The 25777-nt window shown below is 44.3% G+C and carries 23 protein-coding genes and 2 pseudogenes; 10 read left to right on the top strand and 15 right to left on the bottom strand.

All coding sequences use genetic code 11. The annotated features are described in order from the left end of the window. Window positions 1-895 precede the first annotated feature (895 nt). Window positions 896-1228: a helix-turn-helix transcriptional regulator gene (locus tag ABH008_RS16300; protein WP_347986670.1), complete on the top strand. Its 333-nt coding sequence runs from the start codon at window positions 896-898 to the stop codon at window positions 1226-1228. After that, window positions 1215-2486, top strand: a complete 1272-nt coding sequence (locus ABH008_RS16295; protein ID WP_347986669.1) for a HipA domain-containing protein — start codon at window positions 1215-1217, stop codon at window positions 2484-2486. Before ABH008_RS16300 ends, ABH008_RS16295 begins: the two co-directional genes overlap by 14 nt. Window positions 2487-2494: 8 nt before the next feature. On the opposite strand, the gene ABH008_RS16290 is transcribed toward ABH008_RS16295, so the two are convergent. After that, window positions 2495-3250: a S24 family peptidase gene (locus tag ABH008_RS16290; protein ID WP_347986668.1), complete on the bottom strand. Its 756-nt coding sequence runs from the start codon at window positions 3248-3250 to the stop codon at window positions 2495-2497. Between the two features lie 204 nt (window positions 3251-3454). Here ABH008_RS16290 and ABH008_RS16285 point away from each other — a divergent pair, with 204 nt between their 5' ends. Further along, on the top strand, window positions 3455-4936 hold the full coding sequence (locus tag ABH008_RS16285) for a DUF6880 family protein (protein ID WP_347986667.1): 1482 nt from the start codon (window positions 3455-3457) through the stop codon (window positions 4934-4936). Window positions 4937-5061: 125 nt separating this feature from the next. Here ABH008_RS16285 and ABH008_RS16280 read toward each other — a convergent pair whose 3' ends face one another. After that, window positions 5062-5598 (bottom strand): helix-turn-helix domain-containing protein, encoded by a 537-nt coding sequence (locus tag ABH008_RS16280; protein ID WP_347986666.1) that lies wholly within the window; start codon window positions 5596-5598, stop codon window positions 5062-5064. Then, window positions 5582-6523 (bottom strand): integrase domain-containing protein, encoded by a 942-nt coding sequence (locus tag ABH008_RS16275; protein ID WP_347986665.1) that lies wholly within the window; start codon window positions 6521-6523, stop codon window positions 5582-5584. The genes ABH008_RS16280 and ABH008_RS16275 overlap by 17 nt, the downstream gene beginning before the upstream one ends. Before the next feature lie 930 nt (window positions 6524-7453). Here ABH008_RS16275 and istA point away from each other — a divergent pair. The 4 genes and pseudogenes from istA to ABH008_RS16255 all read left to right on the top strand — a co-directional run bounded on the left by istA (window position 7454) and on the right by ABH008_RS16255 (window position 13555). Continuing rightward, window positions 7454-8961: pseudogene (istA, locus tag ABH008_RS16270) on the top strand (IS21 family transposase). Further along, window positions 8954-9777 (top strand): annotated as a pseudogene (gene istB / locus ABH008_RS16265) (IS21-like element helper ATPase IstB). The pseudogenes istA and istB overlap by 8 nt, the downstream one beginning before the upstream one ends. Before the next feature lie 275 nt (window positions 9778-10052). Beyond that, entirely contained in the window at window positions 10053-12386 is a 2334-nt protein-coding gene (locus tag ABH008_RS16260; RefSeq protein ID WP_347986664.1) for a TonB-dependent receptor, read from the top strand. A gap of 11 nt (window positions 12387-12397) precedes the next feature. Next, window positions 12398-13555 carry a PepSY-associated TM helix domain-containing protein gene (locus ABH008_RS16255; protein ID WP_347986663.1) on the top strand — a complete coding sequence of 386 codons (1158 nt, stop codon included), beginning with the start codon at window positions 12398-12400 and terminating at the stop codon, window positions 13553-13555. Window positions 13556-13807: 252 nt separating this feature from the next. On the opposite strand, the gene ABH008_RS16250 is transcribed toward ABH008_RS16255, so the two are convergent. The 6 genes from ABH008_RS16250 to ABH008_RS16225 form a co-directional block, all read right to left on the bottom strand. Next, complete coding sequence (locus ABH008_RS16250) at window positions 13808-14665, bottom strand: hypothetical protein (RefSeq protein WP_347986662.1); 858 nt, start codon at window positions 14663-14665, stop codon at window positions 13808-13810. Between the two features lie 445 nt (window positions 14666-15110). After that, the gene (locus tag ABH008_RS16245) at window positions 15111-15566 is read right to left on the bottom strand and encodes an EF-hand domain-containing protein (protein WP_347986661.1); all 456 of its coding nucleotides are present in this window, start codon (window positions 15564-15566) and stop codon (window positions 15111-15113) included. 426 nt (window positions 15567-15992) lie between these two features. Further along, window positions 15993-16289, bottom strand: a complete 297-nt coding sequence (locus ABH008_RS16240; RefSeq protein ID WP_347986660.1) for a type II toxin-antitoxin system RelE/ParE family toxin — start codon at window positions 16287-16289, stop codon at window positions 15993-15995. 28 nt (window positions 16290-16317) lie between these two features. Further along, window positions 16318-16563, bottom strand: a complete 246-nt coding sequence (locus ABH008_RS16235) for a type II toxin-antitoxin system Phd/YefM family antitoxin (RefSeq protein ID WP_347986659.1) — start codon at window positions 16561-16563, stop codon at window positions 16318-16320. Window positions 16564-17124: 561 nt separating this feature from the next. Then, complete coding sequence (locus tag ABH008_RS16230) at window positions 17125-17535, bottom strand: DNA-binding protein (protein ID WP_347986658.1); 411 nt, start codon at window positions 17533-17535, stop codon at window positions 17125-17127. Window positions 17536-17626: 91 nt separating this feature from the next. After that, window positions 17627-17764, bottom strand: coding sequence for a CopG family transcriptional regulator (locus ABH008_RS16225; protein WP_347986657.1), 138 nt, complete (start codon window positions 17762-17764; stop codon window positions 17627-17629). A gap of 498 nt (window positions 17765-18262) precedes the next feature. On the opposite strand from ABH008_RS16225, the gene ABH008_RS16220 reads away from it, so the two are divergent. After that, the gene (locus ABH008_RS16220) at window positions 18263-18796 is read left to right on the top strand and encodes a hypothetical protein (protein ID WP_347986656.1); all 534 of its coding nucleotides are present in this window, start codon (window positions 18263-18265) and stop codon (window positions 18794-18796) included. Between the two features lie 152 nt (window positions 18797-18948). Here ABH008_RS16220 and ABH008_RS16215 read toward each other — a convergent pair whose 3' ends face one another. Then, window positions 18949-20061, bottom strand: a complete 1113-nt coding sequence (locus ABH008_RS16215) for an NADH:flavin oxidoreductase/NADH oxidase (protein WP_347986655.1) — start codon at window positions 20059-20061, stop codon at window positions 18949-18951. A gap of 198 nt (window positions 20062-20259) precedes the next feature. Continuing rightward, window positions 20260-21141: a LysR substrate-binding domain-containing protein gene (locus tag ABH008_RS16210; RefSeq protein ID WP_347986654.1), complete on the bottom strand. Its 882-nt coding sequence runs from the start codon at window positions 21139-21141 to the stop codon at window positions 20260-20262. A gap of 174 nt (window positions 21142-21315) precedes the next feature. On the opposite strand from ABH008_RS16210, the gene ABH008_RS16205 reads away from it, so the two are divergent. Next, the gene (locus ABH008_RS16205) at window positions 21316-21840 is read left to right on the top strand and encodes a peroxiredoxin (RefSeq protein WP_347986653.1); all 525 of its coding nucleotides are present in this window, start codon (window positions 21316-21318) and stop codon (window positions 21838-21840) included. Between the two features lie 69 nt (window positions 21841-21909). Then, window positions 21910-23265 carry a glutathione-disulfide reductase gene (gene gor, locus ABH008_RS16200; protein ID WP_347986652.1) on the top strand — a complete coding sequence of 452 codons (1356 nt, stop codon included), beginning with the start codon at window positions 21910-21912 and terminating at the stop codon, window positions 23263-23265. A 12-nt stretch (window positions 23266-23277) separates the two neighbouring features. Here gor and ABH008_RS16195 read toward each other — a convergent pair whose 3' ends face one another. The 4 genes from ABH008_RS16195 to ABH008_RS16180 form a co-directional block, all read right to left on the bottom strand. Then, window positions 23278-24531, bottom strand: coding sequence for a glutamate-5-semialdehyde dehydrogenase (locus tag ABH008_RS16195; RefSeq protein WP_347986651.1), 1254 nt, complete (start codon window positions 24529-24531; stop codon window positions 23278-23280). Window positions 24532-24602: 71 nt separating this feature from the next. Beyond that, window positions 24603-24797 carry a hypothetical protein gene (locus ABH008_RS16190; RefSeq protein ID WP_347986650.1) on the bottom strand — a complete coding sequence of 65 codons (195 nt, stop codon included), beginning with the start codon at window positions 24795-24797 and terminating at the stop codon, window positions 24603-24605. 8 nt (window positions 24798-24805) lie between these two features. Next, window positions 24806-25069 carry a hypothetical protein gene (locus ABH008_RS16185; RefSeq protein WP_347986649.1) on the bottom strand — a complete coding sequence of 88 codons (264 nt, stop codon included), beginning with the start codon at window positions 25067-25069 and terminating at the stop codon, window positions 24806-24808. Between the two features lie 201 nt (window positions 25070-25270). Continuing rightward, a complete protein-coding gene (locus tag ABH008_RS16180; RefSeq protein WP_347986648.1) occupies window positions 25271-25765 on the bottom strand; it encodes a hypothetical protein in 495 nt (164 codons plus the stop codon). Window positions 25766-25777: the final 12 nt, after the last annotated feature.

The following is a 25777-nucleotide window of genomic DNA, read 5'->3' as shown; positions in this document are numbered from 1 at the left end:
CCTGGTCAATTTTCGATTAGCACGGGTGGTCAATTTTCAATTAGCGCCAACAACTTTCTACTTTCTAGATGCAGCAGCACGAGAGGTGAGGCAGAGCCAGGGCTAGGTGTGGAGGACGATGAAAAATGGCGTACCTATTTCGAGATTAAGCTTGTACCTAACCCACGATTATCGGCATCTCAAAAAAAGGCAATTGAGCATGACTATGCAATGCAAGATGGTCATGTTGTACTACCTGTACGGTATGCACTACTGTACTATTTTGATAAACGCCTCAGATATGACCTATTGCCTCAATATTCAACAAATTCGCTGGGAGACCCAAGGGAGATACCTATCGTTGTGGCAAATCAAGCTGAATACGTAGCGGCATTAGCGACCGTAGGCGTTCAATTTCACATTAACACTTAAACTGGAGCTTTACGCCGGAATTTGCTATTTTTAGAGTTCGCAGGATGTGCGTCTGACCCCTTGCTTGTCTATGCAGTTTGGCTTACCACCACGGATGATACCAAGGAAAAACGCAATATAGGCGAGCTTTGAGCGACCAAAATTGAAGGCAAAGGCTTATTTCTTATGGCCGAGCTTAAGAACACCAAAGCGCACGGACTCGCCGAGCAGATTTCGGCATTGCTAGGTTGAAAATTTTTCTGTTGTTTTACCAGCTTTGCGGCTTGGTTAACCAATGGACGTCAAAGCCGTTTAATTGGGTAATGTCACTTTTACAAAATTGCCACACTGCAGTACACAGAATGCAGGTGGCGGTGGCATTCGATACATTAGTTGAAAAATCCAAAATGAAGATTGTATGACATTTTAATAATATTATGACTATAATTATGATCATAATCAGGCTGTATGACTAATATAGCGGTCAATCACTAGAAAAACTTCAATGTCAAAAATCCGAACTTATTCAAAGTATGCTCAAGATGCCGCTACTTTGCTTGGCAAGCAAATTAAGCTGGGCCGAAAACAGCGCAACTGGTCGGAGCAAAATTTGGCTGAACGCGCGGGTATCTCCAGGGCCACCTTGCAAAAGATTGAAAACGGCGATATGAGCTGTGCGATGGGTTTGGTTTTCGAGGTCGCTGTGTTGGTGGGTGTCAAACTGTTTGAGCCTGATAAACTGCCATTATCGAAACATATCGAGCAAACTAGCGATAAGATCGCCTTGCTACCAAAACGCATCCTGGAAAAAAACATAGAGGTCGATGATGACTTCTAACAACATCAGCCAGGAGGCGTTTGTCTGGATATGGTTGCCAGGAATTACCGAGCCGGTGGTGGCCGGAAAACTGCAAGCCTACAATGGCAATATCTTGTTTAATTATGGTAAAAGCTATCTTGAGCGTGTGTTCGATACCGCCATGCCGGCCATAGCCATTTATGAACCGGAACTGCCGCTACAGTCTGGCGTTTTGCCCTTGCTTGATGGGCTATCTATACCCGGCTGTATTCGGGATGCCGCGCCTGATGCTTGGGGGCGGCGAGTCATTATCAATAAAATGCTGGCGTTGAAGGGTTCAAACACAGATACCACGATACTGGACGAACTGACCTATCTGTTGGAATCCGGTTCGGATCGAATAGGCGCACTGGATTTTCAGCGTTCGGCTAGCGAATATGTGCCGCGCTTTTCCTCCAAAGTTACCTTAGAGGAATTACTTGTCTCTGCCGAGCGTGTAGAAAAAGGCGTACTGCTCACGCCTGAGCTGGATCAAGCACTGTTTCATGGCAGCTCGATTGGCGGCGCCCGGCCAAAAGCCTTGATAGAGGACGAAAACAAAAAATATGTGGCCAAATTTTCTTCGAGTACCGATCTATACAGCGTTGTGAAAGTTGAATTTATTGCAATGAGGCTGGCGGCGCTTGCAGGACTAAGGGTTGCCCCCGTTAAGCTAGCGACAGCGGCAAACAAGGATGTGTTGCTGATTGAACGTTTTGATCGTGAAAAAGTTCCGCAAGGCTGGACACGTAAGGCGATGGTTTCAGCGCTGACACTGTTTGGCCTTGATGACATGATGGCGCGTTACGCCAGCTATGAAATCTTTGCGGAAATTATCCGCCACCGTTTCAGCGATCCTAAAAATACCCTGAAAGAGCTATTTTCCAGGTTGGTTTTTAACATTCTTTGCGGAAATACAGACGATCATGCCCGTAACCATGCCGCTTTTTGGAATGGGAAAGAATTAAGCCTAACGCCAGCCTATGATATATGCCCGCAAGGCCGTACCGGTAACGAAGCCTCGCAAGCCATGCTGATTGCCGGGAACAACAACCTTAGCCAAATCAAGACTTGCCTTGAAACCGCACATCACTTTTTCCTGTCCGAAGAGGATGCTCTGGCCATTTTTGAAAAACAAAAACAGGTGATCGAAACCCACTGGGATTCTGTCTGCGATGAAGCGCACCTGCGCGAAGTTGATAAGAAAATGCTGTGGGGACGGCAATTTTTAAATCCCTTTTCCATTGAATCCAACTAGCCGGTTTATCATCTCCAAACTGACCACCAGAAAACCCGCCCTAAAATACGAATTACATTTGCATTGAACAATTCGTCCGGCCATTCAGCGCTGTTGTAGCTCCGTAGCCGAACTTCACCAAGTGGTAGTTCATACAAGCAGCCAACCCGTAACAACCCAGAATGGTCTATCACATAGATGTCTCCGTCCTGAATACAGGTGAGGCTTGAGTCTATCACAAGGACTGATCCTTTAGGCAATACGGGTTCCATATTATTACTGGTAATCGTGATGCAAAAAGCGTTTTGTTCTACAACCGCGGCTCTGTTCAGTATAGATTTGGCAAGGCGCAATTTCTGATCATGGCATTTTGAAATTCGTGTTCCACCATTACCGTCAGAAGCCTCAATACCCTTAAGAAAAGGGATTGCTACGTCGAGTTCTGCAACTTTTCGATGGGGAGTCAGATCATTCCAGGCTTCGAAGGCTCCAATGGAATCCGGGATGGCATGAGGCACGAAACAGGAACTACTTTCTTGATGGCTGGCCCTATCGTCATGCATACCATCCATCCAGCCTTTGGGTTTTTGGAAGGATAACTCTATCTTACGAGCAAACGCGTCCCCAATTTCACGTTTAGACCGCGAACCCAAAATTTGGCTGATATACGACGGTGCAGTATCAATCCTCTCGGCAAACTTGGTTTTACTTAGGCCGGATTGTCTGAGCAAATCGCTGAGATTGATTTTTCGAATTTCTTTTACCGTCAAGTTCACGTAATTCATGCTGAAACAATTAAGCGCAAGTCAAATGGATATACAACATTTTCGAATGATAATAACATGGTAATTATGCAAATTGCTAAAGTCTATAAGCTTCCCTAAGCTCTGGTTACAGACTGAGTATTGGAATAGCGATCAAATGGGACTTACAATAAGAATTGATTGCAGATACACGCACCGCTCTGTCCAATGCCATAACAACGTCAAATGTCTGAAAAACTATCCAAGCTTAACAAAATTAGTCCCTATAAAGCTGAGCCCGAAGCATTAATCCGGAAGTTTTTGCTAAATCAATCAGTAGAATTTCTGGTTGAACAGTTAATAAACCAGATAGAACGCGATGACATACTGTTCCGGAATTTATATTTGAAAGCGGAACGGGCAAATGGTGTTTTGGAAGACGTGGCATCGTTCCACAAAGCCATAGATCATGCCGCTCGGATAGATGATTTCATTGGGTGGAGAGAAGCCGGCGATTTCTCGTCCGGTTTACACGAAATCGTCAATTCCCTGGAAGAGCTGATGACCCCGGCGTCCGTAGGAGACTTGGTTGACCTTGCCGAATACTTTATTGTTAGGTTGGATAAGTCATTGGAGAGTGTTGATGATTCTAATGGTGAAGTGGGCGAAGTCCTTCGGAGATTGGAGAGTCTGCATCTTGATGCCTGCATATTGGCAAAACCTGAGCCTTTGGAATTGGCGGAACGCTTGTTTCATTACGAGATGACTTTGTCTTTTGATTCATTCTATGACAGTTTGAACAAATACCAGGATGTGTTTGGTGAAAACGGCTGCGCCCATTATCGTGTTCTGGCGGAAAAACAGTGGGAGCAAATAAAGCCTGTTAATGCGGACGATAAAAACCGCACTACTGATAATGGCAGACGGTTTCGCATTACGAAAATCATGGAAACATTGGCTAATATGTCCGGTGACATCAACGCTCTGGTCGCCATAAAGTCTCGTGATTTGTCTATGCCTTACCACTATTTGAGTATTGCTGAGATTTTCCAGAAAGCAGGCAAAATTGAACATGCCCTGGAATGGGCGGAAAAAGGGCTCAAAGAATTTCCCGGTCGCCAAGATAATCGTGTTCGGGATTTTCTGGCCTCTGAATATATAAAGTGTGAACGCACAGCAGAGGCCGAACAATTAGTCTGGGTCCAGTTCGAGGAAAAGCCGGAACTAGCACAATTTTGCAAATTACACGACTTGGGCAAAAATCTTGGCAATTGGACAGCATTGCGCGAACGGGCGCTTTCAAGCCTTGAAAATACCGTTGTCATAAAAGCCAATACGATTACTCAGTGGCATCCACAACCTACACAGCCCGATTGGTCGCAACGGATAGAGATTGCAATCTGGGAAAATGATCTTGAAACAGCTTGGCAATTTAGCCATATGGGTAATTGTAGCCGAAGAACTCTGTTGTCCTTAGCTGAAAAATTGGAAAAACATCAGCCCAATAATGCCGCCAGCCTCTATTACAAAATTATCCCATCTATTGTGGACGAGACTAACAATCAGGCTTACCGGGAGGCTGTGCGTTATTTGGAAAAACTTGGCGGTATTTCTTGTTCTTTGGATAAAACCGAGGAACTTGCCAAGTTTGTTGAAAGCTTGAGAATCCGATTCAAGGCGAAACGCAACTTCATAAAGCTGTTGGATGAATTTTCGCGGGGGCTTTGATTCGTTGAAAAGTTTTTACAGATTTTAAAGAGCATGCGCTGGATTGAAAATAAGCAAGCCATGAACTTATTAGATTAAAGACAACGACAAAAATTTAAACTCAAATGCAAAACCGAAAAGAATCATCATTTGTTACGGGGTACAAACAGTTGAATACCCAAAATTCCTAAAAGATTTTGTACGTCTGAAGTTGAGGCATTCAATAAATTTCCTGCTTCAATTTCTTCGATAGCCATCAAATCACAGCCAGTCAAATTCGCTAGCTTTAGCAAGCTCATCGACTGCGACTCTCTGGTGAACTTAATAGCCGAACCTATATTTGGAAAGAAATTCCCCGCAGGATTCTGTTCGGGTTTTGGTAACAACCGCTTATCGGCTTTAAACGGTTTTGGTGGTGCTTCATGCTTGTCCAACCATTCCCAGAGTTTTGAAATGGCCAGCCAATATTTATACGCTGTGGCATCCGATAACTCACGATGGGATTTCCAAAAGCCTATGACATGGTTTTTGCCCAACCCATGCAGCGCACGAACGTTGTCTACTGATTCGGCCCAATCAAGGAATTCAATCATGCGCGCAACCTGTTTTTTTCGATTGTCCTTGCCGCCGCCGCGCACATAATCCCTAAAATATTTCTCTGCGGATTTAGCCAGTGTATACACGCGTTATTCCTGGCCGTTTGTTCCCTAATTCAAGCGATATCTGTAATCGGGCATCGTGATCGATTTGTTTGGCTTTGTTTTCATCAATATTCAACAAAGCCGCCAAATTCAAAATCCGTTCTCGACGCGTCCATCCGGCATTGATAGGGGCAGGTGCTCCAGTGATTTCCGTATAGCGGGATTGCGCGTAAAAATGGCGTTCGCAGTGGAAGCCGGCGATCCCGGCAATGGCTGCCGCCTGGTAGCATTCTTTACGGAAATCGGCGTAGCTCATTGTCTTTGGAATCATCGATCTACCGTCCTGTATCAAAATCGCTTTTTCAAGCGCAGCAATGCCACAAGGACGACAGGGAATGCTGCGGCGTTTTCCGCCTTTGGTGCCGGCTTTTAGGGTAATACGGCCATGTTTCAAGGCTTCGCGTAGTGCGAGCTTCGGATTTAACAGACAGGATTCTTTAAAACGCAGACCAAAGGCTCTTTGTAATGCCATCATCGCTGCAATTCGCTCCCCAATGAGGCGTTGAACGGTTTGATGAGTCGCTTCCGGCATGGCCTTGGTTTCGGTCGGCAGATACTTTCTGGGTTGAATCCCACAATCTTTTCCTGGCCTGACTGGAGCCCATTGATGATCGGTCGCCAGGCGCATCACAGTATTGACCGCGCTGACATAATTCTTTGGGGCCGATGAGGTTTTACGCTCACCGGCGTCCAATTCGCATTGCAGCGATTGTCCGTATTGGATCACCAATTCCGTGGTGATGTTCTCCATTTTTTTTACACCCCGTTCTGCCGCGAATTTTGAGAAAAATCCCCAGCGTTGCGCAATATCCGCCTTGGACTGATCGCTACCATGAAATCGGCGTTCGACGATCATTCGGCCGGCGAACGCCATATCGCGCGAACCGATGCCGAAATTACGGGACATAGGTTGAGTTCAGGTTTTTAAGCATTTCCTGCATAAAGTCTCCAACGTTCTAAACAATTAAATGCGACTCCACGCCAAAGTCGCCGTCATTGCAGCAACTTTGGGGTGGAGCCAGGTCTGTCCGAGAAAAAAATCGCCGTGAGCGAGGTAAACCCTGGCTCCAAAAAACCTCAACTACAACGGACACAAACTCACGACGGTGAAAGGTATGCGCTGGTCTGAATACCAGGCGGATTTGTGTAGTGTGGTTTTTTCTCCTTGCGCGATTTGGGTTCCCGATGCGCGGTCGGGTGGGTATTCTCATCAGGATGAACAATGTTTTTCATTTTCTCTGTCCACGACATTCAATTGATTACCAGTGAAATCATGCTGAACGCTGTTCTTATCGGTTAACAGCAATAGTTTTGCAAAGGGTTTATTAGCCCCCGCACTCCCTAGCCAATTTGGCCGTTTTAAACGAATCTTTTATGTATATCCCTGCCTGGAATACGATAGCGCAAAGTGCCATCAGTCTTCAAAGCATCTTTCATATTTTGATCTAAATGCTTGCACTTTTCAGCGAACATCCAATGCCCAAAACTTTGATCATGTCGAATAATGGCGGATTTACCATTTTGCCAAACAATCTTCGTAGCTTTTCTATGCTAAATTGCAAAATAGGTTTAATTTATTTCCACGATTTTTTTTGTTTTTTTCCAAGAAAAATACTTTAATAAACAATTTGGCAGAAAACGGGGAGTGGTTTGAAGTATTTTATAATCGGGAGCGATTAACATCCGCCAATGGTAATTGGCTCTTGTCGAGTACGTATAGCTGTTGGCGCTAGTTGAAAATTGATCATTTATAGAGTGTTGTGCTAATCGAAAATTGACCAGGCAATTCACGTATCCTGCTGATGTTTTAGGCAGGAGCAAAACGAGAGTGCATTACATGTCAATGTTCGCAAAAGTTCGACGGTTGTTTCATCGCGACCACCTGTCCATCAGTGAAATTCAGCGGCTGACCAGTCTGTCGCGGAACACCATTAAGGCATGGCTTAAAGAAAGCAACCCAGATGACTACAAGTATCCCAAACGATCCCGAGTTAATAGCAAGCTGACAGCTTATATTCCCGCATTGTTGCTGGCATTAAACGTTGATGCCCAACGCGCTAAACGGGATCGTCGTACCGGATTGATGTTGTTTCAAATGATCAAAAAAGAAGGTTATACCGGCAGTTATTCCCTTCTTACCGCTTATATCCGCCATTGGCAAAACGATTCGATCACCGCAGGTAAATCCGCTTATGTGCCGCTCAAATTCGAGCTAGGCGAAGCGTTTCAATTTGATTGGAGCGAAGAATGGCAGATAATCGGCGGTATCCATCGTAAAATTCAAGTGGCGCATACCAAGCTGTGCGCCAGTCGCGCGTTTTTTTTGTCTGCCTATCCCACGCAAACCCAGGAAATGCTCTACGACGCGCATACCCGAGCCTTCATTGCACTGGGTGGCATACCCAAGCGCGGTATTTACGATAATATGAAAACGGCGGTCGACAAAGTCATCAAAAAAAGTAATGGTCGCATCATCAATTCACGTTTTTACGCCATGACGGCACATTATTTGTTTGAACCGGACTTCTGTAATGTGGCTTCCGGCTGGGAAAAAGGCATTATCGAGAAGAATGTCCAGGATGCCAGGCGTCGAGTTTGGATAGAGGCCAAAACACAGTGCTTTAGTAGCTTTGAAGAGCTGAATACCTGGCTTGATCTGAAATGCCGCGCCCTCTGGACCGAAATTGAACATCCCCATTATGCGGGTATTACGGTAGCCGATGCGCTCGAGCAAGAGCAAATTTATCTTATGCCCATGCCAACACCTTTCGATGGCTACATCGAGATCTTGGCTCGGGTATCGAGTACCTGTCTGGTCACCGTGGAGCGCAACCAATACTCAGTACCCTGTCATCTCGCTAATCGCAAAGCCACCATTCATCTTTATGCCGATAAGGTCGACATCTGTACCGAAAGTGACGTCGTTGCTCGCCATACGCGTCTGTTGGCTCGTGATCAAGTCAGCTATGATTGGCAGCACTATATTCCGCTGATTGAAAAAAACCGGGGGCATTGCGTAACGGTGCGCCTTTTGAAGATATGCCGTTGCTGTTTGCGCAACTGCGAACAGCGTTACGCCACCGGGAACGGCAACAAGGTGATCGGATTATGGCTAAAGTGCTAGCCGCTGTTCCGGTTCATGGCTTAGAAACCGTATTGAGTGCTGTTAAACAATTATTAGATGCAGGGGTGACGAGTCTCGAACAGGTGGTTAACGTCCTGTCCCGACTGAATGATTTACCTATTCCAGCACAGGTGGAAACAAGTTTAAAGCTGACTGAAGAGCCACTGGCTGACACGGCTCGATATGACAGCCTAAGTGATCAAGAGGTGACTCATGTCTGACATCATTAGCCAACTTAAAGCCCTAAAATTGTATGGCATGGCGGCATGTTACGCCGAATTACAAACGCAAAACTTAGCAGGCACGGTTGAATTGATCCATTCGACACAATGGCTGCTCGACCAATTGTTACAGGCAGAATCAATTGATAGGGGCATCCGCACCATCCGCTATCAGATGAGTTCAGCCAAATTTCCGATCCACCGGGATTTGCTAGGCTTTGATTTCAGCCAATCTAAGTAGACCCGTCACTGATCCAGACACTGGCAACCTTGACATTTACCGATGCTGCACAGAATCTGGTATTAGTGGGTGGCACTGGAACCGGAAAATCCCATTTGGCCACAGCACTGGGCGTTTGCGGTATCCAGCAGCACAGCAAACGGGTGCGCTTTTTCTCCACCGTTGAGTTAGTTAACACACTGGAGCAGGAAAAAGCAGCTGGTAAACAAGGACGACTGGCGCTGATGCTCATGCAGGTGGACTTGGTCATCTTGGACGAGCTGGGTTATTTGCCCTTTTCACAGGCGGGTGGTGCACTCCTGTTCCATCTGCTTTCCAAACTTTATGAACGTACCAGCGTCATCATTACAACCAATTTGACTTTCTCAGAATGGAGTAGCGTGTTTATTGACGCCAAACTGACAACAGCACTGCTGGATCGCCTCACGCATCATTGCCATATCATTGAAACCGGCAATGAATCCTTTCGGTTTAAGGAAAGTAGCGCTATAGCAAAAGAACGGATTAAATCCAGGGAATTGTCCAAACGGTCATTGCCAATAGCAGAATCAATAGCGGCAAACACGGATGACTAGTATGAAATCATCAGTATTCGAAAATAACACATTTAAAAAAAGGGGGCAAAACTCACTCAGTCTGGTCGACTAATTCGGCGCAGTATAGTAATCTGCCTAACATAATCCCTGGTCAATTTTCGATTAGCACGGGTGGTCAATTTTCAATTAGCGCCAACAAACAATCTATAGAAATTTCATTACGACATTAAAAAATTGTCCAGTTTGGCGCTTCGCCATCGTTATAGGTATTTGAGCACATTTATTTAAATTTACCTCTATACGGAGCCTAACAAATGAAAGGAAAACTAAAACCCCATTTTGGCAAATTATCACTATTGACCTTACTCATTTTAAGTCAAAATAATTCTGCGCAGGGCGTTGAAAAAACAACCATTGCTGTTGACCTACCAAAACAAGCCTTATCAAGCAGCCTAGTTCAACTTGCTGAATCGACACACACAAAACTCATATTTGCTGATCCATTGTTAAATGGCTTAAATGCCGATCCCATAAAAGGTAACTTCACTATTGAGCAAGTACTTGACCAGTTATTACGCAAACATGGCTTGGAATACCAATTAACCAGTAATGGTGTTTTCGCAATTAAAAAGACTCAGCCCCATTATGAAGACAATTCTGTTTTTGAATTGGGAGAAGTCGTAGTTACAAACCAAAAAGGAAGTGGCAAATTAAATAGTCGTGATATTGTTACTTCGGTTGATATTATGTATGCCGACAAAATCGAAAATCAGAATGTTTTAACCGCTTACGATTTATTTCATCGTATGCCGGGGGTGCAGGTTACTCAGTTCGGTCAAGGTATCACAACTGGCAAAATGTCGTTTCGTGGCTTCAATGGCGAGGGGCGAGTCAATGCAGTAAAGCTTTTGATTGATGGCATTCCTAGCAATACCAACAGTGGTGACACTTATTTCATTGATTCCTTGTTTCCATTGGACATAGAATCAATTGAAGTAGTGCGCGGTACTAACGATCCGCGTTACGGTCTGCACGCTTTCGCAGGCAATGTGGGTATCAATACGTCAACAGGCGGTAATTACACCAAAGGCCGCGTTAGTTACGGCAGCTTTAACACTTACGATATTCAATCGGGTCTGGGTTATGAGAAAGACGGATTCTCCCAAAATTATGCCATTTCTTACCGCGCGAGTGATGGTTACCGCGAACATAGTCAATCGGATAAAAATAGTTTTTCGGGAAAATGGACATTTACCCCGGATAATGAAAAATATAAATTAGGCTTAAACGCCCGCTGGAGTGAAGCAGACGCACAGGAGCCCGGCTATCTTACTTATCAGGAACAACTACAAAGCACCACCCAATCTATGGCCAGAAATAATACTGACGGCGGGAAGCGTCAGTTAGGGCAATTCAGCAGTTTTTTTGACGCTAAATTAAACGATAAATTATTTTGGTCTAATAAAGTGTATACCAATACCTTTAAAGATCAGCGTTTTGTTTTATTTGATCCCTGTTGTGCTCAAGTAGAACGTGATCGTGACGAACTTCAATATGGTGCTATTACAGCGTTAACCTATCATCCAGTCATTAACTGGCTCAATGACTTCTCCTTAGAAACAGGGATGGACTTTCAACAGCAACAGAATTCATATCAACAATATCGAACAACGAAAGCCATACAAAGAACGCCAGCCAATGCCACAAATGTACGCAACGATGAAAAATGGGACTTTTTAAACTATGGTGGTTATGTACAAGCCGTAATCAAACCCACCCAATGGTTAAAAATCACCCCTGGCTATCGTGCAGATCGTATAGATGCAGGAAACTTTCTTAACTTTAGACCCGGCAGTAATGGCAGTTATCCAGTCAACAATTATGGCATCATTTCACAACCTAAAATTGGCGCGGTTATTACGCCTTTAGATGGTTATAGCCTCTATGGAAACTGGGGAAAAACCTTCCAAGTGGGTGTGGGTAGTGCTACGTTTAGAAGTCCAACGGCGGCTAATGTCGCTCCCTCTATTAATGATGGTTGGGAAGTAGGGTTTAAAGTAAAACCCTGGGATTGGACCGAAGGGCGTATTGCCTATTGGCAACAAAACGCTAGCAATGAAATGAGCCGAAACTTATCAAGTAACGCCGCCATTTATCTTGGCTCCACCGCCCGTCAAGGTGTGGATATTGAGTTGAAAATCTACCCAACCGATAATATCAGTTTATGGTCTTCTTATTCTCTGCAAGAAGCCAAAATAAAAACGGCGGGTACTTATGTGCTCTATAGTTACGAATACAAAGCGGGAAACAGTATAGTTAATACACCCGACTATTTATTTTCGGCCGGCCTTGATTATCAAATAACAAAGGACTTACGTTCATCATTTTGGACAACTGGTCAAGGTAATTACTTTGTTGACCAAGCCAATCAACTGGGTAAATACGGCGGATATTCACTCCTAAATCTTGATTTAGGTTATCAAGTTAATAAAAACGTAGATTTACAATTTCAAGCAAAGAATTTAGCTAATGTACATCGCGAGTATGTCTGGTTCGATGAAACCTATGGCTCTGTTCGACAACCACTCTTTTCACCCGGTGATGGCATCGCTTTCTATGGAGCTGTATCAGTAAAATATAGCCTATAAGTGAACCAATAATGACAGCCAAATCCCCCCGGCTTTGTCCTAAGTGGCGAGCCATTCATCACTATACAGGACTGATACTGGGTATAGTATTCGCTATAATTGGCCTAACAGGCAGTATCTTAGTTTACTATCTAGAAATAGATGAATGGCTAAACGCCGCAAAGAGTGTTTCAAGCACTGATAAGACGTACGCGTCTTATCAGTCGATTTGGGATGCCATACAAGCATCAGAACCAAACCGCCAACACGCTTGGCGGCTTGAAATCCCTGAAACGCCTGAGCAAACTATAACAGCCAGATACTATAAACCAGCAGAATCAACCCATCAAAGTTTTGCGCCTTTAATGTTAAGCATTAATCCGTATACGTCAGAAATTATCAGTAAACGCCTATGGGGGCACTATCTGCTAACATGGATATATGATTTGCATTACACCTTATTATTAGATGCTACTGGCAAATTAGTCATGGCAATAGTTGGCCTATTGCTGGCTGTGGTTTTAATGACTGGGGTGTATTTATGGTGGCCTAGTCTTAGTAAAATAGTGTCTGCTTTATCGGTAAAAAAAACCCGTAACCCACAGCGATTGATTTACGATCTACACAAAATCAGCGGGATTTACCCCTTTATTATCTTACAAATTGTTACCTTTACCGGAATTGCCCTAGAAATACCCCAATACATCAATCCCTTAATTCATTACATATCGCCGCTTGAAGAACAAAACACCAAACCTTTATCAACTCTAAATAGCCAAAATCACCCAATCACGATAGACCAAGCGGTGACAATTGCAGAGCGATTATTCCCAAATGCCAAGCTTTGTTGGATTGAAACCCCCGATGGCGAATTGGGTACATATCGCATCAATTTACGGCAATCTTTTGAACCCAATAGGCGTTTTCCCAAAACGAATATCTGGATAGATCAATACAGTGGCGAGGTTTTACAGATGAATGATCCTGCGCATCAATCTGCTGGAAACACACTGCTAAATTGGCTACACCCCTTGCATAATGGCGAAGCCTTTGGAAGCATAGGGCGTGGCCTTGTATTTGTATCGGGATTTGCTTGTCCGATATTATTTGTAACGGGTATATTACGCTCACACCATAAAAAACAAGCAAAGCGACTGAAACAAACCCGCAGTTTGTCAGCACCCAACTGAATGCAGATTTTTGCCAATTACTATAGGCACGCTTGGTAGGGCTTGTCTGAGGGCAATTGGTTTACAAAATCAAAATCTAAATCTTTACTATTGAAGGAAGTGGCATGAAACAACTACCCAATATTCACCCTGGCGAAGTGCTGCGCGAGGAATTTAATTACCCAATACCGTTTTGTGTTAACCCCTTTTAAGTGACCACTTTTGTGTTCAGCGTTAATTTATCATCAAATTAGCTCAAGTTGCCGATTGGCTTCAAACTTTCCGGGATTTGCGAAGCATAACAGTTAAGCCAGATAATGCCGTACCGAACAATACTAGAGGTGACGGTAGCGGAACGACAGTTGTTACGTTAGCATCATCAAATCCCTGCGCCTTAATGCGGAAGTCATTGCCGTTACGGCCACGTCTTTTTTGATTATCGAGGCCTTCTGCCTGGCGCTGTTCAGGCGTCAATGTCAGTTCCGGCGGCAGTTGATTCTCTGCAACTAACGTTATTGGCGGATTTGTCGTTGAAGAGGGTGGTGTTGGCTGAACTTGTGTTGGTATGCTGGTCGGCAATGCTTGATTAAAGCCGATGTTATCAATTGAAAAGTCCCATAGACTACCAGCGTCCGATGTGACCGTAATTACAGAACCGGCTGCAGCGAAACCTATCTGACTAGTGCCGCTATTCAGATTAGGCGCCAGTAAAAAAGAACTGGAATGTCCATTATTGTCAGATACAGTGTAAGTGACATTGAAAACTTGGCCATTGTAGACATCCATAAAAAAGTTTGAAATCGGATTTGCAAACGTCAATACGATGGAATTTGAGTAGGCATGTCCGGGGGCGGGGAATGTCGTGCCAAAAAACGCCGTTCCATAGAGTGAACTACTGTTTGCCGGTAAAAAGGTTTCATTGGTAAGCACGGTGCCGCCGGTAATGCTTACGCTAGGCGCATTGATATCTCCAGTGGCGATAGTCAAATCTATTGTAGCGCCTGCAGCTGCGTATGTTCCAGGGCCAGACAGTGGAATTGAATCGAAATCGATCAACGAGGCGTTCGCAGTTCCAACGGTCAAAACAGCGCATAACACAGTAAGAGTGTGATTAAAATTATATGTATGCATGGATATTTCCGGTAGTTGATTAAAGGCAAATGTGCTTAATTTCTTAATTCCGGGAAAACCCTAAAAGGTTCAAATTGATTTAATTTATTTACACTGGATGGTTGAATGTCTGATATTTTAGAGCGGAGAGCTATTTAGAGTATGAAGGTTAGACTAATGTTTATTGACAGTTTTACCAAAGGAGTTACTTTATTGTTATAAAAGTAACCTGGCCACTTTTGTGGATCCCTTTTGTGATTTTTGTGTGTGAATGCCTTAAGAGTTCGTCTCCAAATGGCTTGACGGGTTTTCGCGATCGCTACGAAAACCCGACCGGCGCAACGCCTGCGGACTAAAAATCATCGCTTCGCTGTCGTTTAGCTTCTATGATTTTCAGCGCTTGGTCACAACCCCATCTTGACGCTTAGACAGCGGTTACCGGTTGATTGACCCGCCGGAAAAGCCATCAAACATGTTTGTCAACGTTGTTGCCCAAATTGGACTGATTGGTATTTGAACTTTCAGTGGTCGAAACATTCGGGTGCTTCGAGGCATAGATGGATTTTTCCTGGGGTGAAACTACACCATCCTGGTTAGTGTCTGCGGCATCATAGGTTTTGTTTGTGCTTGAACTACTCGTGCCAGCCGCTCCACCCGCTCCACCCGCTCCACCTGGCGCGCCAGAACCACCTGGGCCACCAGAGCCACCGGGAGCGCCAGATCCACCCGATGGGGGTTTCAGGTTGCCATTCTTAATGGCGGTTTCTATGTCCGATTTGGTAATGCTGCCAGTTCCTTTTGTATCGATCGAGCTGAACATCTTGGTTGCGTCAGTCGACGAAACGCCCTTGGCCGTTAAAGCCGACACGAATTGGTCTTTGCTTACTTTGCCTGTGTTGTTGGGATCGAGGTCGCTCATCATCTTTGTGGCCATCGTGGAGGCCATTTTTGATGGATCAAAGCCCGTCATTGCAGAACTGCTGCTAGTTATACTGTTAATGCTCATTAGTTTATCCTCATTTTGGTTATCATTGCCGGATGCTTTTTGGCTGTCCGATATTGGCTATCTAATAACAGAACCACATAAGTTCTAATATGTTATATCGACCATTAAGTGATTAAAAATAGGGACAACTATGTAAAGTTAAGTAAAGAAATATTAAGAATTTTCGCTCAATGTAAAATTAGGGCTAGTGGTCTATTATGCTAAAGTTTAGAGCTATTTAGAGCGTGATGGTTAGGTTAAAGTTTATTGATAATATTGCCAAAAAACTTACTTTGTTGTGATAAAGTAAATTGACCAATTTTTGTGTGCCCACCAATGCTCCAAGACAAAAACAACCAAGTTTTAGTATCCAGATTTTAGTATTCTGTCTATGTCACGATTACCGTGTAAGACGCGGATGACCTCTATGCCTGTTTGTGATGGTCGGTAGAAAATTAAATATGAATCGACGGGGAATTTATACAGGTTGCAGTATTCTGCCCGTTGGATGCCAAGTTGGGGGGAGTTGGCTAATAATTCGCATTTTTGCTTAAGTATTGCCATGTATTTGGATGCAACGCCGGGTTTATCCAGTGAAATGAAATCCCGTATTTCTTTTAAATCATTCCTGGCTAGCGGCGTAAACTTTACGGTTGCCATAATGATGATAGGCTGAAAAAGAGTGGCTTTAAATGAGCCCGTTAAAAGCGATTTCGCAATCTACTAATTGATTTTCGTCGGCTTGGCGGATGCCTGCGTTTAAGTCGTTTTGTAAAGCTTGCAATTTTAACTGTTGATAAGCTGCATATTCACTTTCCGATATCATGACCGCAACGGGGCGGCCTTCTTCCTCTATGGTAACCGGGTTGTGCTGCGCCATATCGAGCAAAGCAGCAAAATGGGTTTTGGCTTCGGTTGAAGGCATACTGACCATTGTATTTGCTCCATAATGGGTAATTGATTATTTTCATCATTATGGCTATCGCGGGAAGTTTTGCAAGTGTCTTTTTCATATCAAAAGGTCAGATACGATTGATTTCAAAACTTCTTTAGACTTTAATTCATTTCGTTTACATCTAACTGGCAATCAGAAGCAAGTTTCGTCAGCAAATTTTAACGCCTTTACATAGACGTTGGTTTGGTGGGAACGTCTATTTCTGATAACCACCACGAGTACTAAACAAAAATATCGGCTTGTTAAAATAGAATAAATGCTAGAGAAAAAAGGGATCGGGTACGAATGGCACTGACTTAAGCCTGTTTGCCTTTATTATCAATCATACAAGGATGTGGTGAGGTAACGAACCGCATCAAGTCGGCTGAACATTCAGCTTATGCCTAATTCGCGGAAGATGCGGTTCGTGCCTCACCACGTCCTACGTAATTATATCTTTGAATATTAAAGAAAATTCGCTTAAGTCAGTGCCATTCGGGTCGGGTACGTTTTTATTTATTAGGGAAAGCAGGCTTTTTTACAAACAGATTGAAATAACCACTAAGATTCCCACTCAGTTTTAACCCTTGCAATTACCTCATTTAACAAATTCGGACCGAAGTGCAAGGTTGTTTTTTGGGGAATTGCAGTTAACAGCGCTAAAATATCGGATTTTGAACGCAAATCCCGCCTAACAGCACGGATTAACAAACCTATTGAGCCATGAGCTACAATATTTAAGCTTTTAGCTGCTAAACTAGCAGCAGTATCATCGGTAATCAAAAGGTTAATGTTATTCCTTAAGCACAGTGTCAGTGCTTCATTTTCGCCTTGATGCAATGTATACAATGTCACTATTGCTTTGATTTGCTCAACAACCGGAGGTGTTGCCAGTCTTATTAATTTTATCTTCTTATTTTTTAAAGCCTGGGGATGATGATGTTGAACCTTAAGCCAAACTGCATTTGGCACTAGAACTGCACTAAAATCACTTAAGAGATCAGGCGCATTTAGTTCGTCTTAGTGGATTAACGGCCCTGAGTCGGCGACAACTAACTCGGAGCTAGTCTTCACCATGCAACCCCCATTCAACATCTTCTCGTATAAACGCTTCGGTTAATACGCTTTGATGCGATTCCAAATGTCGCCGTAATGATTCAATTACTATTTCTTGAACATTAACGGCCCAACCTTGTTGCACTAGTGTTTGCGCCTGTTGCAATAGTTGGTCTGGAACTTCCGTTTGAATAGAGCTGCTCTTTAGTTTGCTCCTTTTTGACAGTATGTATTTTAACAGTAACTTTGCTTTAAGGATAATTGCTCATCAGCCAAGATTACTTGAATTGCAATCTATAAAAGGAGGTTACATGCCAGAAATTACCTTTTATGCATTACTCGTGCAATCGTAGTTTGTAGCTAAACGGCTTTTTTCCACTATTTGGTCATCAGCAACATAAATTTGTAACATTAATCTGATAAGTTTGTTGTTTGATGAATTTATGACAAAAACGCTAGACAGCTAGGCTGCAACCAAACGTTTTAGGGTAATAAAAGTATCCTTAATTTTGTCAACTAACTTGATGCCTATTACAGTAGTAGCCAGTTTAATATCTGCAAGCTCGACCCTGGTTAACCGAGGATCAAATATCGATTCATCTAGAAGATGAAATATTACGCCAAACAAATTTAAAGTATCGTTATGAATAAACAGATTCGTAAAACACAATCATTCGCGGCCATCGCTATTACATTGCTACTAACAGCATGCGCATCTGGGCCGACTAAAACTGTTGCATTTGATGCGAGTGCGGTGGCATTTGCTAATCAGACTGGAAATTCAATTGTTTCTGGCCAGGCATTCTATACCCGCGATAAGAATGGAGCCAATTCGGTCGACAATACAACCTATTCCTGCGCCGGGCGTAAAGTAAGGCTCATTCCCTTGTCGACCTACACAAAAGCAGAAACAGACGCTTGGGTGAAGAAGATTCGCTGGTCTGATCCAAGACCTATAGGCAGCGCACCATATAACGAGCGGTCAGCTGTTTGTGATGCCCAAGGTAATTTTACATTTGAATCGTTGCCGGCTGGAAAATGGATTGTTTTTGCATCGATTCCGTTCAAGAGTGCCAATGGTTCCTCTGTTGCAGGCGCAGATGTCAATTTCCGAGAATTTACGGAGACAGATGGTAAAAACACCGTGCGCGTCATTTTGGCCGAGGCTGCCAATTAAATTGGTCAAGTTGATTAGGTTTCTAGCCACCATTTAACTTCGCATCAGCTTAGCGAATGGCTTTTTAATTTAATCAACTCGCACACTTTGCTTCTGTATTGCCCCTTACCGAAAAAATGAACAGCTATTAAGCCAAATAGCTGTCGACCCACTTAACGCTGCCGAAACCGCACATCACCAAACAGTGTTTTCAATCCATAGGGTTGGCAACGCCAGTATTGAGGCGGTGCCTCGATCTGCGCGTTTAATTTAGCGGCTGCGTGCCATGGCCAGCGCGGATTGTAGAGTATGCCGCGCGCCAAGCCCACCATATCTGCACGGCCTGTGGCGATAATCGCTTCTGCTTCTTCAGGTTCTGTAATCAGGCCAACGGCAATGGTGGGTAAACCCGTTTCAGCGCGGATGGCTTCTGCAAAAGGGACTTGATAGTTGGGCGCTGGGTGAATTTGCTGTAAGGTAGAAAGTCCACCCGTGGAAACATGAATATACGCGCAACCCCGCTCACGCAAGGCTAGTGCAAAGGCAATACTTTGAGGCAAATCCCAGCCACCGTCAACCCAGTCTGTAGCAGAAATACGAATGCCAATCGGCATGTTGTCTGGTACCACTGCGCGCATGGCCTCAAACACCTCCAGAGGATAACGCATACGATTTTCTAAGCGACCACCGTATTCATCCTGGCGTGTGTTTGAAAGGGGCGATAAAAACTGGTGTAACAAATAACCATGAGCGGCATGAATCTCTATGGCAGATATACCTAAACGATGCGCGCGTTGCGCAGCAAGTGCAAAAGCCTGCAAAATTCGATGTAAACCAGAGCGATCCAGCTCAATGGGGGCCGGGTCGTTAGCCGCAAAGGCAAGGGCAGAAGGCGCAACGGTTTGCCAGCCGCCTTGCTCAGGCCTAACCAGTTCACCACCGTCCCATGGGGCAGCGGTAGATGCTTTGCGTCCGGCATGGCCCAACTGTATGGCAATGGGCATGTTAGAATATTGACGGATACTGCTTAATACTCTGCCAAGAGCGGCTTCGGTCGCGTCGGACCAAAGCCCCAGGTCGGCAGGAGAAATACGCCCCGCCGGTTCAACGGCTGTGGCTTCGATAATTAATAAGCCTGCCCCAGACATAGCCAAATTACCCAGATGCAATAAATGCCAGTCGCTAGCAGCACCCTCATTTGCCGAATATTGACACATGGGGGCAATTATAATTCGGTTAGATAGCGTTACTTGACCTATTGAAAACGGGGAAAACAGTTGGCTCATGCAAAGCTCCTTAGGAAAATGATTAACGCTTGGGGATTGTATTTATTTGCTGCATTGAGTGGCATGCTTCAAAACGCTAAATAGTGCTTGTTGACTGAGTGATAACCTCATAATCTTATCATTTAAACCCATAGGCAGTTGGGTGGGCTGAACACAATGAATCGCTTTTGTCGGGATTGATGCGTTACGTATATATACTTAACTCTTTGCAACTTGCTGCACTAATTGGGTTAATTTTGCCATTAACGCTTTGCGTGCCGTGGTTTTGCGCCAAACCAAGCCAATGGTACGTTGGGGTGCGGGTGTCACAAAGGGGATATAGCAAATGCCTTTATCTGCTTTACGCACGGCTATGCTTGGCATAAATGTGATGCCTGTTCCGGCGTATACCATTTGCCGCAGTGTCTCCAGTCCGGTTGCACGTACATCTTGTTGTTCTTCGGCACCCATAATTTGGCAGACTTGTAAGGCTTGTCCACGCAGACAATGGCCTTCATCCAGCAGCAATAATTGCTGCCCAAATAAATCAGAGGCTTCTACCTGAGATTTTGCCGTCAAACTATGGTCACTCTGCACAGCCAATAAAAATTCGTCGTCGAATAATTCCACTGATTCCAAAAGTTCTTCGTTAATCGGCAAGGCTAGCAGAGCAGCATCCAAGCTTCCATTTTTCAATTGCTGTATCAATATATCCGTTTTTTCTTCCACCAATATCAGACGCATACGCGGCAATGTTTCCTTAATCGCGGTAACCAGCGCTGGAAATAGGTAAGTAGATAAAGTGGGGAAGGCACCCAATCTTAAATTACCTGCTAATGGGTCCTGAGCGCTTGCTGCCATTTGTTTGATGGTTTCTGCTTCTTGCAATATTCGCTTTGCAGAAATAATGATTTGTTGCCCCACTTCGGTAGGCAGCACTTTTTTGTTGCTGCGCTCGAAAATTTGTACTCCCAGGCTTTCCTCCAGCTTTTTGATTTGCATGCTTAAGGTTGGCTGGCTGATAAAACAACGCTCAGCTGCTTGTACAAAACTACGCAATTCTGCAACGGCAACCAAATAATGTAGATCTCTGAGATTCATAAATTGAGAGTGTATAGATAATATCTATTGTTATTATAAAATCAATCGATTTTATTTGGTAATAATTTCTCGGTACACTAACCCCGTACTGAATCAAAACCGATTCTAGTATGGTGGTAAACAGCGCAAGCCGGCTGTTGAAGCCTTATGAACTTATTTAACTGGAGAATAACCATGACTACCCCTGTTCCTAATAGTATATTCAAAACCCGCGTGCGTGACGAAAGTATTGGTGGCGACAATCCATTTCGTTGGCAAGATGTTAGCAGTGATGACATTTTCAAAGGCAAAAAAATCATTATTGTTGCATTGCCCGGTGCCTTTACCCCCACTTGTTCCAGCACGCATTTGCCAGGTTATGAAGCAAAATATCAGCAAATCATTGCTCAAGGTATAGATGAAGTGTATTGCCTGAGTGTAAATGATGCTTTCACCATGTTCCAATGGGGAAAACACCTTGGTATTCATAATGTAAAAATGTTGCCCGATGGCAATGGTGATTTTACACGCGGTATGGGTATGTTGGTGAAAAAAGAGAATCTAGGTTTTGGCTATCGCTCCTGGCGCTACTCGATGTTGGTAGAAGATGGTCAGATTGTTAAATTATTCAGCGAACCCGGTCAGGCCGACAATCATCCAGAAGATCCATTTACGGTCAGTGATGTAGATACCATGCTTGCCTATTTGCAACAGCGTTAATTTTACAACCGGGTCGAATTAAACATTTTCGATCCGGTTTCATTTTTCTTTTAACAGGAGTTAATGTAAATGACTAACTACGATGTCGATTTATTTGTAATCGGTGCAGGTTCTGGCGGCGTCCGTGCTGCACGGATGGCGGCTGGATTGGGAATAAGGGTGGCTATTGCCGAACAGACACATTTGGGCGGTACCTGTGTCAATGTGGGCTGTGTACCCAAAAAATTGTTTGTATATGCCTCGCATTTTCATGAAGATTTTAGGGCTGCCCAAGGCTTTGGTTGGTCTCTCACACAGCCACAATTTAATTGGCAGCAGTTACTGGCGCAAAAAGATCGGGAAATTGGTCGCTTGCAAGGTGTGTATCAAGGTTTGCTCGATAACTCAGGTGTGCAGGTGATTACTGGACAAGCACGCTTGCTGGATGCCCATACCGTAGCAGTGGGTGAACAACAATTCCGCTGCGAACGTATTCTTATTGCTAGCGGTGCGCAGCCTTCCATATCGGATATTCCCGGTAAAGAATTGATCGCAACCTCTAATGAGATGTTTGCATTAAGCCAATTACCCGAACGGATTTTAATTGTGGGCGGTGGCTACATTGCCGTTGAATTTGCAGGCATTATGCACGGACTGGGGGTAAAAACCAGCTTGTGTCATCGCGGTAATCAATTATTACGTGGTTTCGATGACGATATCCGTGATTTTGTTGCGCAGGAAATGATAAAAAAAGGCATTGCTATTCATTTTAATACTCAAATCGAGCGTATTGAGAAAACCGCTAGCGGTTTGCTGGCCTATACCGATCAGGATCAACCCCTTGCCGCTGACCTGATTTTGTATGCCACTGGCAGAAAGCCCAATACACAGGATTTGGGGCTGGAGGCGTTGGGGGTAGAAATGACAGAATCAGGTGCTATTAAAATTGATCAATATTACCAAACCAATATTGATTCAGTTTACGCTTTGGGTGATGTTGCCAATCGTGTTAATTTAACCCCGGTGGCCACTGCCGAAGCGATGGCCTTTGTTAACCACTGTTATACCGGTCAATCAACACCTGTCGATTACGACAATATTCCAACCGCAGTTTTCAGTCAGCCAAATATTGGCACTGTGGGTTTGACAGAAGCGCAGGCCAGAAACAGGTATACAGATATTGATATCTACAAATCGGTGTTTACGCCGATGAAACACACTTTATCGGGTTTAGGCGAAAAAACCCTGATGAAAATGGTGGTCAGACGCAGTAACGATAAAGTGTTGGGTGTACACATGGTGGGTGCTGATGCGGGCGAAATCATGCAGGGTATTGCCGTTGCCATTCGTGCAGGTGCCACCAAAGCAATTTTCGATTCTACGATAGGCATCCATCCTACCGCAGCTGAGGAATTTGTAACTATGCGTAAACCCGTGCAGGCATAATGGCTAAGCAGGCTAACTGCGCAAATGACCGTCTCCATACGCCACCCATTTGTAGGTTGTTAGCTCGCTAGGCCCAACCGGTCCACGCGCATGCAGTTTATCTGTGCTAATACCGATGACCGATCCCAGCCCATAATCGCCACCACCTGATAAACGGGTTGAAGCATTAATCAATACCGAAGCCGAATCAACCTGTTGTTCAAATTGTTGCGCCATGGCCAGGCTTTGCGTAACAATGCTGTCGGTGTGTTTAGAACCATAGTGATTGATGTGTGCAATAGCCTCATCAATTCCGTCAACAATCTTTATAGAAAGAATAGGGGCCAGGTATTCGGTAGACCAATCCTCTTCTGTGGCTGCGGCAATATCCGGCAATATTTGTTGCGTTTGGCTACAGCCACGCAGCTCGATATGGTGGGCATCGAATTCGCTGCGTAGCAAAGGTAATAGTTGATCAGCACACTGCCTATCCACTAACAGGGTCTCCAGTGCATTACACACCTGAATGCTTTGGCATTTTGAGTTAATCGCCAGCTCTATGGCTTGAGTGGGGTTGGCATCTTCAGCAATATAAAGATGGCAAATACCATCGTAATGTTTTATTACCGGAATGCGGGTACCTTCGGCAATGCGTTTAATCAAGCCTTTACCACCTCGTGGAATTAATACATCCACATAAGCATCCATTGTTAGCAATTCGTTCACAGCCTCGTGGCCGGGGGTGCGGATAATCTGAATGCTATTTTCTGGCAGCCCTGCGCTTAGCGTACCTGCCATCATGGCATCCGCTAACAAGATATTGGTTTGCAGTGCTTCAGAGCCACCGCGCAAGATAACCGCATTACCACTTTTAATACAAACAGCAGCGGCATCGCTAGTCACATTGGGTCGTGATTCATAAATTATGCCGATAACGCCAAGTGGCACCGATTTTTTGTATACCCTAAGCCCGTTCGGGTTGGTATGTCCTTCCAGCACTCGGTTCAGCGGATCAGGATTTTGCGCCACTTTTCTAAGTCTGGAAAGCATGTATTGAAATACTTTATCGTCTATGGTTAAACGCTTAACCATCGCCTCAGACTGACCCTCTTGTCGGGCTTGCCATACTTCCTGAGCATTAACCTCCAGCACCTGATGCTTAACTGCTTCCAGTGCCTCAGCCATTTTTACTAGCGCTAGATTACGCAGTTTTTCAGAACTGGACGCTAGCTGTCTGGCGGCGATTTGACTTTGTTTGGCAATAACTTCAACACTACTGGTATGCATATTCTCAAGCAGAGGGTATTTAAAACAGTGTAGATTATCAGCTAAATATGCGATGTACAAACCATGTGATACTAAACCGTAAAAGGGTTTAATAATTGGATCTCGGTACGTTGCATAACCTCAACATTACTGGTTACTAGAATCAAATCATGCTCAAGTGCTGTTGCAGCAAGTAAACTGTCAACAACTGGAAATGGGTCTGCCACATTTAACCGCCCCCAACGCTCAGCAGTACTGATGGTAACTGGAAGAATCCCTTCTTTCATGTCGGTTTCTACACTAGTAAGCCATAATTCAAGGTTTTCTGCTGATGCAAAGCCTCTCTGCCCAAATCATGATTACGGCGATAATCGTCAACCTCACACACATCTGGCATTGAGCCCAACAGGTTTTTAATACTTTGTCCTGCATTGTCATTATCTCGATCATAAATAATGGCGACACGTACAAGTCCAATGGGGATTTCTGGGGGAAGTTGCAAACGTAGACAGTGATCAACAGGTATTTCAGCAACAGCTTCGTAATATTGAGTAGTCATTGGTTATGCCTCAGTTTATTGATTTCGTTTTTTCAATAGTAAAAGTGACATTGCTATCAGACGTCGTTTGCTGCTGTCTTCCAAATGTGATTTAAAGGTAATTCGGTAGTAAATCCACCGAGTGATCCAGCACGAACAAAAAGTCATTAATGTTGAGCTTTACCTAAATATTAATAAGCTGGGAGTATAGTTAGGTTATTACTATTGCGGTGGCGTCGGTGCAACTTGTTCCCATCCATTTGGACAAGTGTTCACATACGGATAATAAGCATTCGATTCACGGCAGAAATACCAATTACCTGCCACATTTTGGTTGTTAGTGGCTGAGTTTTGCCCAGGTTGTGCAAGTGCTGCAGGAGGTGGGGGTATGGTTGCGGGTTGGGCCGATTGCTGAATATAAACCGGAGCAGCCTGCTGTATTGGCATGGCCGATTGTGAATAGTATGGGTAGTTATAACCGTAATTGTAAGGGTAGCCCATGCTACCATAATAGAGGCCGCCTAAACCTACCATAGCACCCAGCGCATAAGCGCCGCCGTAACCACCATAGCCACCTCGATTATAACCGCCACCCCAATGCCCGCCACCGCCGCCGTGACCTCCGCCGTGACCGCCACCGCCATGGGCAAAAACATTGCTAGTTAAGGCATTGCTGCAAAGTACTAATAATACGGCAATCATGCGTGTATATTTCATTTCGACTCCAAC

This window comes from Methylomonas sp. AM2-LC (assembly GCF_039904985.1).
Taxonomy (GTDB): Bacteria; Pseudomonadota; Gammaproteobacteria; order Methylococcales; family Methylomonadaceae; genus Methylomonas.
Note: the sequence above shows the minus strand (reverse complement) of the source record. Positions and strands in the feature narration are given on the sequence as shown.